At 37.1% G+C, this 15,344-nt stretch carries 16 protein-coding genes; 4 read left to right on the plus strand and 12 right to left on the minus strand.

What is annotated here, in order from left to right:
• Positions 1–25 precede the first annotated feature (25 nt).
• On the plus strand, positions 26–1,648 hold the full coding sequence (locus MKX97_RS11345) for a PucR family transcriptional regulator (RefSeq protein ID WP_342537506.1): 1,623 nt from the start codon (positions 26–28) through the stop codon (positions 1,646–1,648).
• 117 nt (positions 1,649–1,765) lie between these two features.
• Here the strand turns inward: MKX97_RS11345 and MKX97_RS11350 are convergent, their stop codons facing one another.
• The 8 genes from MKX97_RS11350 to MKX97_RS11385 all read right to left on the minus strand — a co-directional run bounded on the left by MKX97_RS11350 (position 1,766) and on the right by MKX97_RS11385 (position 9,750).
• A complete protein-coding gene (locus MKX97_RS11350; RefSeq protein WP_342535993.1) occupies positions 1,766–2,251 on the minus strand; it encodes a hypothetical protein in 486 nt (161 codons plus the stop codon).
• Positions 2,252–2,270: 19 nt separating this feature from the next.
• On the minus strand, positions 2,271–3,818 hold the full coding sequence (locus tag MKX97_RS11355; RefSeq protein WP_342535994.1) for a sodium/proline symporter: 1,548 nt from the start codon (positions 3,816–3,818) through the stop codon (positions 2,271–2,273).
• Positions 3,819–3,848: 30 nt separating this feature from the next.
• Entirely contained in the window at positions 3,849–3,974 is a 126-nt protein-coding gene (locus MKX97_RS11360) for a hypothetical protein (protein ID WP_281250671.1), read from the minus strand.
• Between the two features lie 358 nt (positions 3,975–4,332).
• Positions 4,333–5,958 (minus strand): amidohydrolase, encoded by a 1,626-nt coding sequence (locus MKX97_RS11365; RefSeq protein ID WP_342535995.1) that lies wholly within the window; start codon positions 5,956–5,958, stop codon positions 4,333–4,335.
• A 41-nt stretch (positions 5,959–5,999) separates the two neighbouring features.
• Positions 6,000–7,463 carry a sodium:solute symporter family protein gene (locus tag MKX97_RS11370; RefSeq protein WP_342535996.1) on the minus strand — a complete coding sequence of 488 codons (1,464 nt, stop codon included), beginning with the start codon at positions 7,461–7,463 and terminating at the stop codon, positions 6,000–6,002.
• Positions 7,463–7,687: a hypothetical protein gene (locus MKX97_RS11375; RefSeq protein WP_078818099.1), complete on the minus strand. Its 225-nt coding sequence runs from the start codon at positions 7,685–7,687 to the stop codon at positions 7,463–7,465. Before MKX97_RS11375 ends, MKX97_RS11370 begins: the two co-directional genes overlap by 1 nt.
• Positions 7,688–7,729: 42 nt before the next feature.
• Positions 7,730–8,965, minus strand: coding sequence for a M20 family metallo-hydrolase (locus MKX97_RS11380; protein ID WP_340760932.1), 1,236 nt, complete (start codon positions 8,963–8,965; stop codon positions 7,730–7,732).
• Positions 8,966–9,165: 200 nt separating this feature from the next.
• On the minus strand, positions 9,166–9,750 hold the full coding sequence (locus MKX97_RS11385; RefSeq protein WP_342535999.1) for a GNAT family protein: 585 nt from the start codon (positions 9,748–9,750) through the stop codon (positions 9,166–9,168).
• A gap of 360 nt (positions 9,751–10,110) precedes the next feature.
• Here MKX97_RS11385 and MKX97_RS11390 point away from each other — a divergent pair, with 360 nt between their 5' ends.
• Genes MKX97_RS11390 through MKX97_RS11400 form a run of 3 tightly spaced genes read left to right on the plus strand, consistent with a single transcriptional unit; the run spans position 10,111 to position 11,180 of the window.
• Positions 10,111–10,464 carry a DUF4870 domain-containing protein gene (locus tag MKX97_RS11390; RefSeq protein ID WP_078818101.1) on the plus strand — a complete coding sequence of 118 codons (354 nt, stop codon included), beginning with the start codon at positions 10,111–10,113 and terminating at the stop codon, positions 10,462–10,464.
• Positions 10,454–10,798: a MerR family transcriptional regulator gene (locus MKX97_RS11395; RefSeq protein WP_342536000.1), complete on the plus strand. Its 345-nt coding sequence runs from the start codon at positions 10,454–10,456 to the stop codon at positions 10,796–10,798. The genes MKX97_RS11390 and MKX97_RS11395 overlap by 11 nt, the downstream gene beginning before the upstream one ends.
• Positions 10,764–11,180, plus strand: coding sequence for a hypothetical protein (locus MKX97_RS11400; protein ID WP_245799514.1), 417 nt, complete (start codon positions 10,764–10,766; stop codon positions 11,178–11,180). The genes MKX97_RS11395 and MKX97_RS11400 overlap by 35 nt, the downstream gene beginning before the upstream one ends.
• An 897-nt stretch (positions 11,181–12,077) precedes the next feature.
• Here the strand turns inward: MKX97_RS11400 and MKX97_RS11405 are convergent.
• The 4 genes from MKX97_RS11405 to MKX97_RS11420 form a co-directional block, all read right to left on the minus strand.
• A complete protein-coding gene (locus MKX97_RS11405; RefSeq protein WP_342536002.1) occupies positions 12,078–12,287 on the minus strand; it encodes a transposase family protein in 210 nt (69 codons plus the stop codon).
• 505 nt (positions 12,288–12,792) lie between these two features.
• Positions 12,793–13,500: a CPBP family intramembrane glutamic endopeptidase gene (locus tag MKX97_RS11410; protein WP_078818103.1), complete on the minus strand. Its 708-nt coding sequence runs from the start codon at positions 13,498–13,500 to the stop codon at positions 12,793–12,795.
• A 5-nt stretch (positions 13,501–13,505) separates the two neighbouring features.
• On the minus strand, positions 13,506–13,955 hold the full coding sequence (locus MKX97_RS11415) for a MarR family transcriptional regulator (RefSeq protein ID WP_078818104.1): 450 nt from the start codon (positions 13,953–13,955) through the stop codon (positions 13,506–13,508).
• A gap of 514 nt (positions 13,956–14,469) precedes the next feature.
• Positions 14,470–15,318: a MetQ/NlpA family ABC transporter substrate-binding protein gene (locus MKX97_RS11420; RefSeq protein ID WP_342537507.1), complete on the minus strand. Its 849-nt coding sequence runs from the start codon at positions 15,316–15,318 to the stop codon at positions 14,470–14,472.
• Positions 15,319–15,344: the final 26 nt, after the last annotated feature.

The following is a 15,344-nucleotide window of genomic DNA, read 5'->3' on the forward strand; positions in this document are numbered from 1 at the left end:
TTCACATTATGGAGGTCTTAACTTGATGAATGAACTTTCGTTAACTGTTCGCGATGTCTTAGCTCGCGACTCATTTAAACATGCAAGAGTAGCCGCTGGTAATAATGGATTGGATCGTCAAGTAAAGTGGTCCCATGTTTTAGAAGTGAGAGACTTTGGTTCATTAATCAATGGTGGTGAATTGATCTTAACGACCGGAATTGAGTTACCGCGTGATTTACCAACACATATACACTATATAAAAAAACTGATCGAAACAGACGTTGCCTGTATTTGCATAGAAAAAGGGATTCACTATCAGGAAGTCCCGAAAGAAATTATAGAACTAGCCGACCAACAAAACTTCCCCATCATTGTTTTTGAGAAAACAGTTAAATTTGTTGATATCACCCAAGATCTCCATACACTACTGATTAACCATCACTATGAAATGCTTTCAAAAATTGATACATTATCCAGACGGTTTAATCAGTTAAGTCTAATGCCTAATGGAACGTTAAAGATTCTGCAGGAGTTACATTCCTTCTTTAAACAAAATGTTTTGTTTATTGCTGATAACGCCAAATCTTATTATTATCCGGTCGAAGCGATTAATTGGGAACATCCTATACAAGAGCTTTTAATAAAAACATCGACACGAAGCGCAAAACAAGATGTTTTTTTAGTCGGGACAAGTCTATTTGCCATCTCACCTGTCAATGGGCTTGGGCAAACATTAGGGTATGTCTGCCTCCAACTTAAACAGTCGATTTCCAATGAGTTCACTTTTTTAATTTTAGATCGGGCTTCTCTTGCAATTGCTCAAATATCACTTAGAGACCGTACAATTGAAGAAAGAAAACAACATAATGAAGATGAACTTGTCCGTAATTTACTGCACGGTCATCCTGTTGAGCAAGAGGAAGTTCAATACCATTTACCCACTAATAGCCGGAACTTGCATTATCGGATCTTTGTCATCCAACTGAATACGCATGAGTCCATTTTGGATGAGCACAGTTGGGAAGAAATTCGTTTGCAGCAATCGATGGCTGTTCGTTCGCTATTCAAACGAAATGGTTTCTTTCCAGCTCTCACTGTGAATAAAAATGAAATTTCTATCATTGCCTCATTTATAGCAGCAGATCCCAGTGCAAAAGACACCGACCGCTTTTCACAAATCGCACAACAAATTACCGACTTGAACGACGATAACTTTTTTCATGGTCGCTCATATACACTAGGTATCAGTTTTGTCCATCATGACTTCACACTTATTGAAAAAGGTTATGCAGAAGCAAAAAAAGTTTTGGCTATTAAAGAAACACTCCCATTTAAGAGTAATTTCTATGAAGATCTTGGCATCTATAGGCTCCTTCTATCAATAAAGAATCAAGGTTATCTTGATCATTATGTAGAAGATTACCTACATGCTATTATCGAATATGACAAAAAGACCGATAGCAATTTATTAGAAACACTCCGAATTTATCTGGAGTGCGGAGGTTCAAAAAAAGAAACCGCTGATCGCCTGTTTATCGTTCGGCAAACACTGTATCACCGACTAAACAAAATTGAATCCATACTTGGAAAAGACTTCATGTCTCCATTAAATCGTGTAGCTTTAGAAGTAGCTATTATCGCAAATCAACTGAGGACCATAACTTGACTCATTCAATCTCCACACATATATTTTACGCAAATCGTGGCTGTATAAAAGAATTCGAATCTTGTTTACATGTTGAACCCCTACCGTGCTTCCTACTCAAAAATATAAGGTCCTATTTTATAAAGGATGATAACTCCCACTAACCGCATCCACTATTAGGTGTCCCGGTGAGTTATCTGCCATCTCAAATTCCGCTAACCAAAACGGCCGATAAAAGAGCGTTCGGTGAATTTCTGATATTTTGGGCATTGTGACAAACTTTGCTTTTGTTGAAGCATTTTCGAAAACAAACTTCTCTGCAATACCAGCGGCTTCTTTTTCATTGATAATGAGAGGCGGGGCTTGTTCCGGAGCAATTTGCCGCTGGTAAAACACCGGCTGGATATCGACCATAGCACCCCGACCGCCAAGTCCATCCACTGTGCAAGCCGCCTTTCCCCTAAATTTCAGCAAACTTTTCGCACTCACTTGAAATTCAAAAAAGTAATATGGATAATAAATTACGTCCTGAATACGGAACTCTACTTCCTTTTCATACTGCTGCAAACCTTGCAAAACTTCTTCTTCATTAAAAACAATTTCTTGCGTTAGAATAGCATTCATAATAAATTACTCCTGTACGTTATTTTTTCAATAAGAACTGTGACAAGATACTCGCTTCCGGAGCCAAATCACGTGCAATATTTCGATCGAACTCTTTTGAAAAGAAACGTTTTTGTCTTGATTTCTCGAAGGCATCTTGAATTTCTTTTGATGGACGACGACCGAACTGGCTTCCAATGATCATACCTAAAATTGATACGATAAGACCTGCTAAAAATGGATGAAGCCCTGTAGTCGCTTCCAGGTCCGTAGAAGTCCAAAGAATATTCGTTGCTGCCCCTCCAATCATTGCACATAAGCACCCAATATAATTAGCTTTTTTTGAATAAACCGAAGCGACATAAGGTACGAGAAACGCATTTCCTAATGTTCCAAAAGCAAATAAAACCAACGCGAAAACGGAAGGCGGTTCATAGATAGCAACGACTACTCCGACAATACCACCCATTAATATGCACAGTCTCGATACGATAATCATTGTTTTTTGACTTGCATTCTTGTTGATGAATCGTTGATAGACGTCACGTGAAAGAATAGAACCTGCTTGCATAAGGATGGAATCCGCAGTCGACATGACCGCTGACATAATAGCAGAGAGTAAGAGTGCCGCAAAAATACCTGGGAACAAAGTATACGCTAATTCCGTAATAACCATTTCCGGATCAGCGATGGTCGGCAACAAGATGATACCAATCAGACCTAGGATATATGGAACAAAAATGAAGAATTGATTCCAAATAGCACTGATCATGATTGCCCCTTTTACAGTCTTCGTACTCTTCATCGACATATGGCGAACCACGACATGTGGAAGACCCATATAACCGATTGAATAGATTAGGATAGCTCCAAGCACAACGCCCCATTGACCATAATACGCCAAGTCTTTACCCCAAATACTTAAATACGTAGGATCAAGAGCCTTTAAAGAAGCATTAAGACCAGTCAATCCACCTACGTGGAAGTAAGCTAGGAAACCGATGCCGACCACACCGAACACCATGATGAGACCTTGAACAAAAGATGTATAGGCAACAGCCAAATAGCCCCCGGCAACCGTGTAAATGATGATGACGCTAATTCCGATAATAAGAGAAAGTTCATAACTAAAACCTGTTAAAGTGGACATTGCCTTTCCGGCTGCAATAAATTGTGCACATACATAACCAAATAAAAAGACGATCGAAATGATCGATCCCACAACACGAACGCTGGCACTTTCGAACCGTTTCTCTAGATACTCAATCGGTGAAAGCGCTCCCAAAATTTCAGACATTCTTCTCATTCTTTTACCTAAAACAGAAAGATTTATAATCGATCCCCCGGCATCTCCAATTGCATACCAGATGGCATACCAGCCATATTTGAATGCCATAGCAGGCGCTCCCATAAACATGAAACCACTCATCGCAGTAGTCTGCATCGTCATAGCGGTCACGGCTGGTCCAAGAGATCTTCCACCAAGTAAGTACTGTTCCGTCGATGCAGCAGACTTCCGCGAAAACCATAAACCGATTGATAATAGAACACCCAAATAAACGATGAAAATAATACCATCAATACTCATTAAACCCCTCCCTATCCATTATTTATTTCCCTATTTTTGCTTCTCTTCTCGGTCATCTTCCTTTTTAAGTTTAAAATAGAGGACTGAAGCCAACCCAACCCATATAAATGGCCATGGTACGAACCACCAAAATGTTTCTACCGGAAAATTAAACATTTGTCCATCTCCTTTTATTTGCTATCCATTTAGTCTAGTATAGCCTACAAGGATTGTTAAAATATTAGACATAGTGTGTTAAAAAGTTATAACTTCCTAGCCATTTTGTAACTTCTAAATAACAACTGGTGTAGCCATAATTAATAGAGAAAGTGAGACTACTCCAAAGAGTTTCCAACGAACTTCAACAATTTCCCGGCCAATAGTTAATCCAGAACTAAACTAAACAAAATCCTTCTTGCATACAAAAAAGAGCAATCCGAAAGGCCAAATAAAATGACTTCTCAGACAGCTCCTCTTAACTATTTTTGAGCTTTTTTCCAGGATCTTCGGCAGTAAAGGCTCAAACGTTCAAAATCTACTTTACATTAATATACAATTTTTCATATTTGATTTTTCCGTCAATCATTGTTAATTCAACGGATAAGTCTTTCAAACTTTCTAATTCAACTGCTAAAATACTTTCATTTAGGACAACTAAGTCAGCAAGTTTTCCAACTTCAATGCTTCCCTTTCGCTGTTCTTCAAAACTAGCATAAGCTCCCATATACGTATAGGCTTTTATCGCCTCCTGAACAGTGATCTTTTGATTAGCCCCTATATCTTGCCCGGTGCTAGTCTTCCGGTTGACCGCAGCATGTATGCCAAGAAGCGGACTATGCGTAATGACAGGCGTATCTGAAGCGAAAGCAAAAGGAATTTCTTTTTCCAAATAATCTTTTGCCGGATACATTACATTTACACGATCACCGTAATTGTGTATATAGGAATCTCCATTCACATAAACAAAAGCTGGATTTGGTATCGCAACAACACCTAATTCCTTCATCCGTTCTTGCAGATCTGGACTAGCAATTCCGGCATGTTCTATACGATGTCGATGATCTTTTCGCGGATGTTTTTTCAATACATTTTCAATACAATTTAACAACATTTCAATTGCGCGATCACCTTGAGCGTGCGCAGTAATTTGATATCCTTTTTCATGTGCTTCTCCCAACATTTCATTTATTTCCTTCTGACTATAATAAAGAATTCCGCAATCTGACGGATTACTATCATAGGGTTTTCTTGTAGCAAGAGTAGGTCCTGTACTGCTCCCGTCCGTAAAAAGTTTAGCTGGACCTATTTTAAACCATTCATCACCATCTCCAGTTACAGCCTCGTCATCTATCATACTTCGAATGAAGGCCTTGGAATCTGTCAGCGAGCCGACAATAGCATACACTCGTACTTTTACATCGCCAGAACCAATACTCTTTTTCATTAAATGCAAAACATTTGGTCCCCAACCATAACTACCCGCATCATGTACACTTGTGATACCAGCTTTTACGAATGTGTCTGATGCCAACTTAAATCCTTCTTCAATTTCCTTATCGCTGTAATCTGCTTCATTAAAGAGTTGCATATGGGCGCTTTCCAGCACTTTCCCCGTTAGCTCACCATTTGAATTTCGTTCGATCTTTCCACCTTCCGGGTCTTTGGATTCTTTCGTAAAACCTACCGACTCTAACGCCCGGCTATTTGCAATAGATGTATGATTACAAACTCGAATAATGACGATAGGGTGTTCAGTCGATATAGCATCCAGCTCTTGTTTGGAAGGAAAGCGCCTTTCCATCATTGTATGTTCATTAAAACCTGTAACACGAACCCATTCGCCGACTGGGGTCTGATCTACCTTCTTTTTTAATTCAGCATATAAATCTTGTAATGATTGAATATGTGAGTCTTGACAATTGATGCCAAGTAAGTTGGTACCAAAAATGGTTAAATGCGAATGGGCATCTATAAAGCCAGGAAGCAGCGATTTTCCATCTAAATCTATCACTCTCGTCTCTTCACCGATCCATCCATTCATTTCAACAGTCTTTCCTACTCCTACAATCTGGTTATCTTTTACAGCTACGGCTTCCTGAACGGACTCATTACCATCGACTGTGATCACTTCTCCATTAATAAATATAATATCTGCATACATAATAACGCACCCTTTCAGAATGTTAACATTTTGTAATTTGATTAACTGCGGAGATACACATCCTCTTCTTCATTACCGGCTGGCTTCGAAAGTAAACTTACAATGATCATTACCAGGACGTTTGCAATCAATCCTATAATCCCCGCATGAATCCCAAATGGTGTTGATGAAGCAACCAATTGATAATAGAAATTTAAGATTGCTCCTACAATTATTCCACTTACAACACCTGTGGCCGTTGCACGCCGCCAATACAGGGCGCTGTAGACTCCTGGCGCAAACTGAACAATGGCTCCATATGCCCCGAGAAGTAAGACAATTAATCCTTGTCCTCCAAAGATCGTGATGATATATGCCAATCCTCCAATGACAAATACCCCTATGCGCATAATAACTAAGGCCGTTTTATCAGATATATTTTTGAAGATAGCACGAATAATACCATCCGTTGTTTCGAGTGTCGCATTATGTGTAATGGCATCTGCAGATGACATGGCCGCTGCTAGCGCCCCCGCACCGACTAATCCGTAGACCCAACCTGGAAGATTCATAACGGTTGTTATCAAGAAAGGAAGTACTTGATCAGCACTTTCAATAGCATTCGCATCTACAATTCCTTTAGCGGCGAATCCGACAAGTAATAGGGGTACTAAGAATAATGCGAATATCGGATAGACCAAAACAGTTTTCTTAATAACGCGAGGACCTGATGCATAAGACTTTGTAAATAAATGCGGCCACATGAGGAACCCAATGACAGATACTAAGATGGTGGTGGTATACGGTATTTTCCCCATATTAGATCCTTCTTTTCCTATCTCCAAGAATTCAGGAGTTTCCGAAGCGATATTTGTAAACATTGTACCAACCGAACCATGTAATTGATGGACAATTGCCAATCCGACAACCCATGAAATGATAATCATTAATAATCCTTGAAATACATCTGACCAAGCGGCTGCTCGTAATCCGCCGGTTGCTACATAAATAACTACAATTCCATAAGAGACAAGCGCTCCAAGCCAAAACGGAATTCGACCTTCTGTCATAATATTGAATATATGAGCCATTCCTGTAAGCTGTGTTGCCAAGTATTGAATGGAGGCCAATAAAGCAATCAAGCCGACAACAACGCCCAGTAATTTATTTTGAAATCTTAACTTTAAAAATGAAGAGAGTGTATAAAGATTATATTTCTTTCCAATCTTAGATATCTTCGGTCCAATGATATACCATGGAAGAATGGCAAATGCAGTATACGTAATGATATAAAAAGCGGGAGCTCCTTTTTCATAAGCCCATCCAGGTGCACCTAGAAAAGAGAAAGCACTAAAGACTGCTCCACCCATCAGGAACCACATTACAATCAATCCCAATTTTCCACCCGCGACAGCAAATTCTTCTAAAGAACTGGAATCTTGTCCTTTCCCTGCCCATATTCCAACAATTAAAGCAATAACTAAATATCCAATCATAATGAATAATGCGATTTGCCAATGCTCCATTAATCTTCACCTTCTTCCAAGGCATTATCAGGATCGAGTTTATACAAAATTAGAATTGCTGCAAACGTAAGTAAGATGAATAGAATAATGAAAAAAAAAGAGAATGGTAGCCCCATAATAATTGGTGTGGCTCGATTGGCTATTTCATACAACGGGAATATTAATAGTAAAAAAGGAATTGTAACGGTCAAGATATAAATAGTTGTAAACTTTTTCTTACTCATTTAATCCCTCCGTTTATGCTATTTTTTAAATATAACCAATGATTATTGACAAGCCATTCTATAAACAGTCTTATAAAGCAACTCTGCTCCTAAAGCGATGTCCTCAGGCGAACTGTACTCTTTTGGATTGTGGCTAATACCATCTTTAGAGCGAACAAAGATCATTCCATAGTCACAAACATAAGACATTTCAAGGGAATCATGAAAAGGTCCACTCATTAATTCTGGTGGAGTTAAGCCCATTTTTTCACTTTCCTCTTTCATAATATGCAGGATATTTTCATTACAGAAGCGGGGCTCACTGCGGGTATCTTCGCTAATTGTATAAGTTAAGCTATGTTCATTTGCTATTTTTTCTATTTCTTGTCGTAATACATATTCAATCTTATCTCTCCTTGCCTCATCGACATCGCGCAAATCTACCGTGAAAGTGACTTTTTCAGGAATGATGTTACGTGAATCTGGAAACACTTGCAGGCTTCCTACTGTGCTGACAGTCGGCGCTTTGGGGATTTCTTGTGCTAACTCGTTTAATTTTACAATGACTTTAGCCGCACCGACCAATGCATCTTGTCTCATCCCCATTGGAACTGATCCAGCATGACCGGCGACTCCTTCTATTTCAACAGTCATCCACAACGGACCTGAAATTCCAGTCACAATCCCAATCGGTTCATTTTTCGATTCTAGAACAGGACCTTGTTCGATATGAAGTTCTAAAAATGCAGCTATCCTTGCAGGATCATAAATCGATTCATGAAACTTTTCAGGATCACAGCCAAATTCAATCAATGCTTCCCGTCTTGTCATTCCATTTTTATCACGTCGATCCAACTCCCCTTCTTCCAGCTTACCCAACATCCCTCTCACACCAAATAATCCTTTATTAAATCTCGATCCCTCTTCGTCAGCAAAAGCGACTAACACAATTGGTCTTTTGGGCTCTATATTTTGTTCACGAAGTGTTTGAAGTACTTCCAATGCGCCAAGCACCCCTAAAGCCCCGTCGTATTTCCCACCATAAGGTTGTGAATCAATATGTGAACCAATCATCAAAACGGGCTCGTCATTAGCGATTCCGTTCATTCTTCCAATTAAATTCCCGAAGTGATCAATAGTTGTTACCAATCCAATGGAATCCATCCATTTCTTTACTTGTAACACTCCTTCCTTATCCTCTGGCGAATGGGCAAGTCGACAAACACCTGTCAACCCGATTTTCCCTATTTCTGCCATCGATTGTATCCTTTCATTCAACCTCAAACCGTTGACAGACATGGACAAAGCTTTCAAAATAACAAACCTCCCTTTAATAGAAGCATTATTCAATTAATAATTAATTGTACTTATAATTCTGATAATTATCGTTTGACAAACTGTTAATTTATTAAATAAAAATAGTGACATCTCGTCTAGTCTAGAAGAGATACCAAATGCTTTGAGCCATATAATTGTATAAATTGATTTGAACTATATCATTATGGAAGTAGCATACGTTCCAATCTGTCCTTTACTGACAACCATTCTTGGTCGATTACACTATAAAATACAGAATCTCTTACATAGCCATCAGGCATAACCATATGATTCCGAAACACTCCTTCTTTTACTGCGCCAATTCTTTCAATTGCTTGCTGAGATCTTACATTACGACGATCTGTTTTTAACTGAACACGAATAGTCCCATGTGTTTCAAAACAGAGTTTTAAAAGGAGGTACTTACACTCTGTATTCACTCTCGTTCGCCAAACCGTTGGAGACAGCCAAGTCCAACCAATTTCCAAGTTACGATTCAGTTCGGATATACTGATAAAGCGGGTACTTCCCACAATTTCACCTGAATACTTATAGCGGATAACAAAGGGAAATTCGAATCCTTGTTTCCTCATTAGAAGCGCTTCGTTCACTAGACGTTCCATCTCCTCAATCGATTGAATCTTCTTGGGCATATACGGCCATATATCTGGACTACTTCCCGCCTCAAATAATTCTTGTACGTGGCAAATTTCCATTGGTAAAATCCGTACTCTTTCCCCTATGAGTTCTACTGATGTTAATTCCATTATCTATCCCTCCCTTTTTAAAACATTGCCATCTTATTCGGATTTTTTATACCTTATCCCTCTTTTTAAGAATAAAATTAGAACGACAAAGGTTTCCAACAATAACTCGATTGGAAAGCTCTCCCGCTCTTTAGGTGTTAATTTGTTTATTTGAATTGCTCTACTTTACTCTTTTTGGATATACCCATTAAATTTTAAGGGTATCCGGATTATCGTGTGGAAAATCAATAATAACAATTTTGTTTTCATGAGATCACAAACGCATTATCATGTAGAAAAATTAAAACTATATTTCTTTGATACTCTACCCACGTCACCTTTTATACTTATATTTAAGTAAAGATAAGAAAGGTGAAAAAAATGAATAAACCATTAAAAAAGGAAATATTTTCAGTACAATTAATGCTTGTAGTCTCGCTGCTTCTTGGTGTAATACCTCCCCTTATTATGTTTTTAATGACAAGGAAGAAAAATTTATACTACTGTGAATCAAGTCGGAAAGCTCTTAACTTCCATTTGACGATATTTCCATTATTTATTATCAGCAGTCTTCTTCCTGCGTGGGTTAAATACGCTTTATTAGCTATAGAAACATTAATAATCATGTATGCTATTATTCGAATAGCTTTTCAAAAAACATATTATTATCCAGCCATTCCCTACATTAAAAGCAAAGAAGAAAATATAGAAAAGAGGTATTCACATGTCAGGTGATACGTTGACGATCGGACAATTAGCTAAGCGAACAGGCGTTACCATACGAACACTTAGATACTACGACAAAATTGGGTTGCTATTACCAAGTGATTACACAGAAGGAGGACACCGACTTTACAGTCTTGATGACCTCTTACGGTTACAAAAAATACAATCTTTTATATTCATAGGATTTTCGCTTAAAGACATCGCAGATTTATTAGAATCCAATTGTATAGAAGAACAGCAACTTAGCCACTCAATTGCATTTAAAAAAAGGGAACTTATTGCGGAACAAGAGAGAATTCATCAGACTATTGAATCATATGGAAACTATAATCTCAGGCTATGAAAAAATAGATGCAAAATTATTTTGCTTTATTATTCATTCAATTCTTTTTGAAGAGGAAAATCTTAATGAATATAGTCAAGTCAAGGACTCTATTCACAATTTTAGAAGTGAAGAAAGAGTAGTTTTAGATAAAGGGTACTTCTCATTATTTATGGCTTTAAAAAAACTTGTAGCGAACGAAACAAATCCTGAATCTGATGAAGCGCTAAGATTTATCAAACAGTTGGTTGCACTTTCTAACCAAACTTTATCAAAGATAGAGACAGCGGAAATAAATTCAATGGACCAATATGACGAACCTAATATACTAAATCCCTTTACTGGAGAAGAAAGAACGTTTCTTAAAAACGCTTTTGCCTATATGTCAAAGTTACAAGAATGATATTTTAGCAGGAAACAGTATCCGCAATCACTAAATAAAAAAATTAGGGTAATCGGAAAATAGTGTGGAAAATCAGCACCATAAACTTCTTCATGCACTTATTCATAACCAGTTTGTGACCAATTCGGAAATTGATCAGGTAACATTTTACCGAAAGTAACTTCAATTTCTTTAAATTTCCTTTTCTTTTTTACTTTACGATAGCCTTGTGTGAACAAAATCTTTGCTCTAAGGGCTTCAGAAGAGTAACCAGGACCAACATGGTTCATTGTCTTAATTAAATGATTCAAGGATTCTGTATATTCGTTTGTAATTGGAGAATTGAAATAGTTAAATATCTCTTCCTACCAATTATTCATTGCTTTTATCAGATCCTCAAAGTAATTCATCAATGCTTTAGATACATTTTATAACCAGTTTTGATAAAGTTCTTAGGTTTCGTTGATTGACCCAGCCTCATAGATATCAAAGATATCAAAAAATCCTCTTTTAGCTCATACGCTTGACCAAGTAAAGGGAACATATCAGTCCATATTTGCAATTTTATTTAGTCGTCAAAGTCATTAAGGTCTTTCGTCTTTTTAGAAGTACATAACGGTCTCTCATGAGTTGCCTACGATCTTTGGCTGACACATTTTGGCGGTTGGCCTTTCGTATTCCTTCCAAGGCTTCGTTTGTCAATTTAACGACATGAAACTTATCAATTATAATTTTGTCATGTGGTATCACTGAATTAACAGCACTTTTATAAGGAATCCACATATCCATTGCTACAAGTTCAATTTTATCAATAACTTGTAGCTTTGAGAGGTAATCTATAACTACATCTTTATTCCGTTTCCGTAATATATCAATTACCGACTTGTTTTCAACATCAGTTATTACACAATGGTAATTTTAAAGCAAATGAATTTCATCAATATTAAGCCAATTTGGAGTTCGAAAGTCTGTTTTGGCTTCAAGCTCTGTAACATAATCATTAAAGATATTTCGTACTGTCTTTTCATTAACACCAATATCATCTGCAACGCTGGTAAAGGTTTTCTCGAGACTTGCTTCTTTAATCCAATCTATTAGTCTATTAGTAACGGAACGATTGACATCCATATCAGGAAGGTTTTCAAAGGAGGTTTCTTTGCATTCCAGACACCTATACCGTTGTCTCCTGATAATTATGCCAACACGTTTAGCGTGCATGGGAAGATCAAAGGATAATTGTTCTTTTTAACCGTGTTTATAGAAATTAGGCACTGCACCACATTTTGAACAATGTGAAGGAGAGGGGGGTGTAGATTCCACCAGAAAACGGTGATCATTTTCAAATTCCTTCGTATCCATTACTTTTAGTTTAGGTAGGTTGAGCGTATCCATCTATACCATTGACTTTCTTGTTTTAACGTCTCGTTGTTTTTCCGTTTCCTTATTTATAGGAAACGGAAAGAGCCTATTTAGACAAAATTAGATCAAAATAAATAGACTCTTTTTCTAATATCAAAATCAATTTTAATTCAGAAAAAGTTCGATAGATTAAATGTCCGATTTTAACATAAGGCCTTTTGAATGAAAGAACAAACTATCAAATTAAAAGTTCGTCTCCTAGTTTGTTGTACCTTTATTTGCTATGTAACTTAACATATTCACGATTTTGAATCGGCCACCATATTAAATGGAAAAGCATGTGGACAAATATAGCTGCTAATAACCCCCCTTGAATGAAGGCTACCCCAGCGAAAAACCCAACCCAAGTGTTACCAACAACCGTATACACATACATAGGAGGTTTTGGTTGCGAGGCAACAAGTTTAATAGATGGTAAATGGACAATGGCAAATAAGATACTTGAAATGGAAATTGCAAATAATATACTAACACGATCATTTATATTCATTAATTGGGATAACCAAATAAATAAGCTAAGTAAGCCCCATCGAAACATCACTTCTTCTAAAATTCCACCATAAAATACACGACTTAAGATTCCTGTATTCGCATAATGTGTTTCAATCTCCATATAGTCTGTTTTTGTCAATCTCGGTACTAAATACATATAATAAAACAATAAATGGCCAATTGAGCAAATAACACCTAGACCCAAACCATATAATAGAATTTGACTAATTTCTATTTGTTGAACAACATTAATCTTAGGAACAGCATAAGCACCCAACATTGAAAAGATAAGTGCTGATAAGCAATGTGCTATTAATCGTTGTCTATCTGTTACATCATCCTCCTTTATATGAATTTTTTCTGACTGATACATAAAATAAATGCCTGGAATGCAAATGATGCATACAATAATTAAATAAACCAAATTCATAGGGATTACTCTCCCTTCGCTTTCACTTGTTCTTCTAAAATGACCTCATAAATCTTGTTCACTGCCTGTTCTAATTGATTAATTACTTCATCATCTAGCTTAGCGTAGTATGTCAATACAATTTGCTCATCTGCTTTTGCATATAATTCATAAAGTTCTTTACCTTTCATGCCAAGTGTTACGATGATTTCACGTCTTGAGTTAGGATTAATGGAGCGCTCGATATAGTGTTCCTTCTCTAATTTAGTTAGTAACTGACTAATTGCACTTGCGGTCACATTCATCTTTTCAGCCAGTTCATTGACCGTTAAAGCACCATACTGCTCTACATGCTCGATAATTAAGGATTGCTTCGGTGTTAATTTATGCTCAAGCACTTCCTCATAGTGATGTAGCAATGCGTAGTTTATCTGATCTAATGTTTGAAAAATCTCATTCATTCGCTCTGCTAGCATAAAAATCCCTCATTTCATTAAGCAACATAAACATTTTAGATACCTAAAGTGTTTTTATGAGAATATTGTAACTAAATACGCGCATTAATCTCAACCGCATTCAAGTATAATTTATGTATTTATCTTTAATTTTCGCTACTCAAAATAAGTGTCAGCATAATAAACATTGAAATAAACAGAAGGGAGTAATTTTTCAATCTAACTCCCAAGTCTTTTTACCTGAATATAGATATCCAATTTATAATAAAATTCAAACCTTGATATAATTTATCAAATGGTTAGTTCTCAAAAAGGCGTTTTATTAAAATGACAAGCCAAGAAACATAATATTTAGTAGCAAAATTTATATGACGGAACGTGAAAAAGTATATTAATGTATTCCACACCATTATCCGATTTATGGATGCTTCGAGTAAAAATTTAATTATTAGATTTTCCAAACGATAATCCGATTACCCCATTTTAATAAATAAAAAACGCCCCTACATCACTGTAGAGACGTCATACCGTTGCTTCATTCACCGAAACCTTGAAATTCATCCTTTATTGCTTTTTTAAAGGTCTTCGACTGTACAGCTTCTTTTAAAGCTTCAGCAAATTCCTTGTCCAAATCTTCTTCTTTTACTGTCAACACGTATTTCAATTCTTCGTTTAGTTCTTCTTCAGCGAGTGCGTCTGCCAATTCCATTTCATTGACAATGATGTAATTATCCGGAATGACCGCCAAGTCTCCACTCGTTAAAGATGCAATGAGCTGAGAGGTGAGGACTGGTTGAATTTGCAGGTTTTTGGGATTATTTTCGATTTGCTGTTCGTTAACGTCGAATGCATTTGCATTTGAATCTAATGCCAGCAAACCTTGTTGCTCCAAGAAACGAAGTGCTCTGGCTGTGCCAAGTTCATCATTCGGAATTGTAATTAACGCTCCCTTTGGAATATCATCAATCGATGTGATGGAGTTCGAGTATAATCCAAGACCTACACTTGGAACCTCTGAAAGCGACACGATGGAGAGATCGTATTCTTCATTAAATTGAGTTAGATAAATATTTTGCTGAAACAGGTTCGCATCAATTTCGCCTTCCGCAAGTTCGGTATTTGGTTCAATCAAATCGCCGTATTTTACAACTTCCACTTTATAGCCCTGTTCTTTTAAAGCCGGCACTAACGCTTTATCAACCACTTGTGCATAGATTCCTTCTGTTGTGCCGATTTTCAGCGTTTCATTGCTTTCGTTCTGACTGCAGCCTGTCAGCAATATGCCGAATATCGTCAACAGTCCAAGTATTTTCATTTTCATAGTTTTCCAATCGTTCCTTTCAAAAAAGCTACTATATCCCATCATATTCGCTGTGTTTTTCACTGTCAAACAGTAGCTTCACCAAAAAA

It is taken from the genome of Sporosarcina sp. FSL K6-3508, assembly GCF_038615825.1.
GTDB lineage: Bacteria > Bacillota > Bacilli > Bacillales_A > Planococcaceae > Sporosarcina > Sporosarcina newyorkensis.

Coding starts and splice junctions, on each gene's coding strand:
- MKX97_RS11345 (WP_342537506.1), top strand. CDS start 26: ATGAATGAACTTTCGTTAACTGTTCGCGATGTCTTAGCTCGCGACTCA.
- MKX97_RS11350 (WP_342535993.1), bottom strand. CDS start 2,251: ATGAATGCTATTCTAACGCAAGAAATTGTTTTTAATGAAGAAGAAGTT.
- MKX97_RS11355 (WP_342535994.1), bottom strand. CDS start 3,818: ATGAGTATTGATGGTATTATTTTCATCGTTTATTTGGGTGTTCTATTA.
- MKX97_RS11360 (WP_281250671.1), bottom strand. CDS start 3,974: ATGTTTAATTTTCCGGTAGAAACATTTTGGTGGTTCGTACCATGGCCA.
- MKX97_RS11365 (WP_342535995.1), bottom strand. CDS start 5,958: ATGTATGCAGATATTATATTTATTAATGGAGAAGTGATCACAGTCGAT.
- MKX97_RS11370 (WP_342535996.1), bottom strand. CDS start 7,463: ATGGAGCATTGGCAAATCGCATTATTCATTATGATTGGATATTTAGTT.
- MKX97_RS11375 (WP_078818099.1), bottom strand. CDS start 7,687: ATGAGTAAGAAAAAGTTTACAACTATTTATATCTTGACCGTTACAATT.
- MKX97_RS11380 (WP_340760932.1), bottom strand. CDS start 8,965: ATGTCTGTCAACGGTTTGAGGTTGAATGAAAGGATACAATCGATGGCA.
- MKX97_RS11385 (WP_342535999.1), bottom strand. CDS start 9,750: ATGGAATTAACATCAGTAGAACTCATAGGGGAAAGAGTACGGATTTTA.
- MKX97_RS11390 (WP_078818101.1), top strand. CDS start 10,111: ATGAATAAACCATTAAAAAAGGAAATATTTTCAGTACAATTAATGCTT.
- MKX97_RS11395 (WP_342536000.1), top strand. CDS start 10,454: ATGTCAGGTGATACGTTGACGATCGGACAATTAGCTAAGCGAACAGGC.
- MKX97_RS11405 (WP_342536002.1), bottom strand. CDS start 12,287: ATGGATGTCAATCGTTCCGTTACTAATAGACTAATAGATTGGATTAAA.
- MKX97_RS11410 (WP_078818103.1), bottom strand. CDS start 13,500: ATGAATTTGGTTTATTTAATTATTGTATGCATCATTTGCATTCCAGGC.
- MKX97_RS11415 (WP_078818104.1), bottom strand. CDS start 13,955: ATGCTAGCAGAGCGAATGAATGAGATTTTTCAAACATTAGATCAGATA.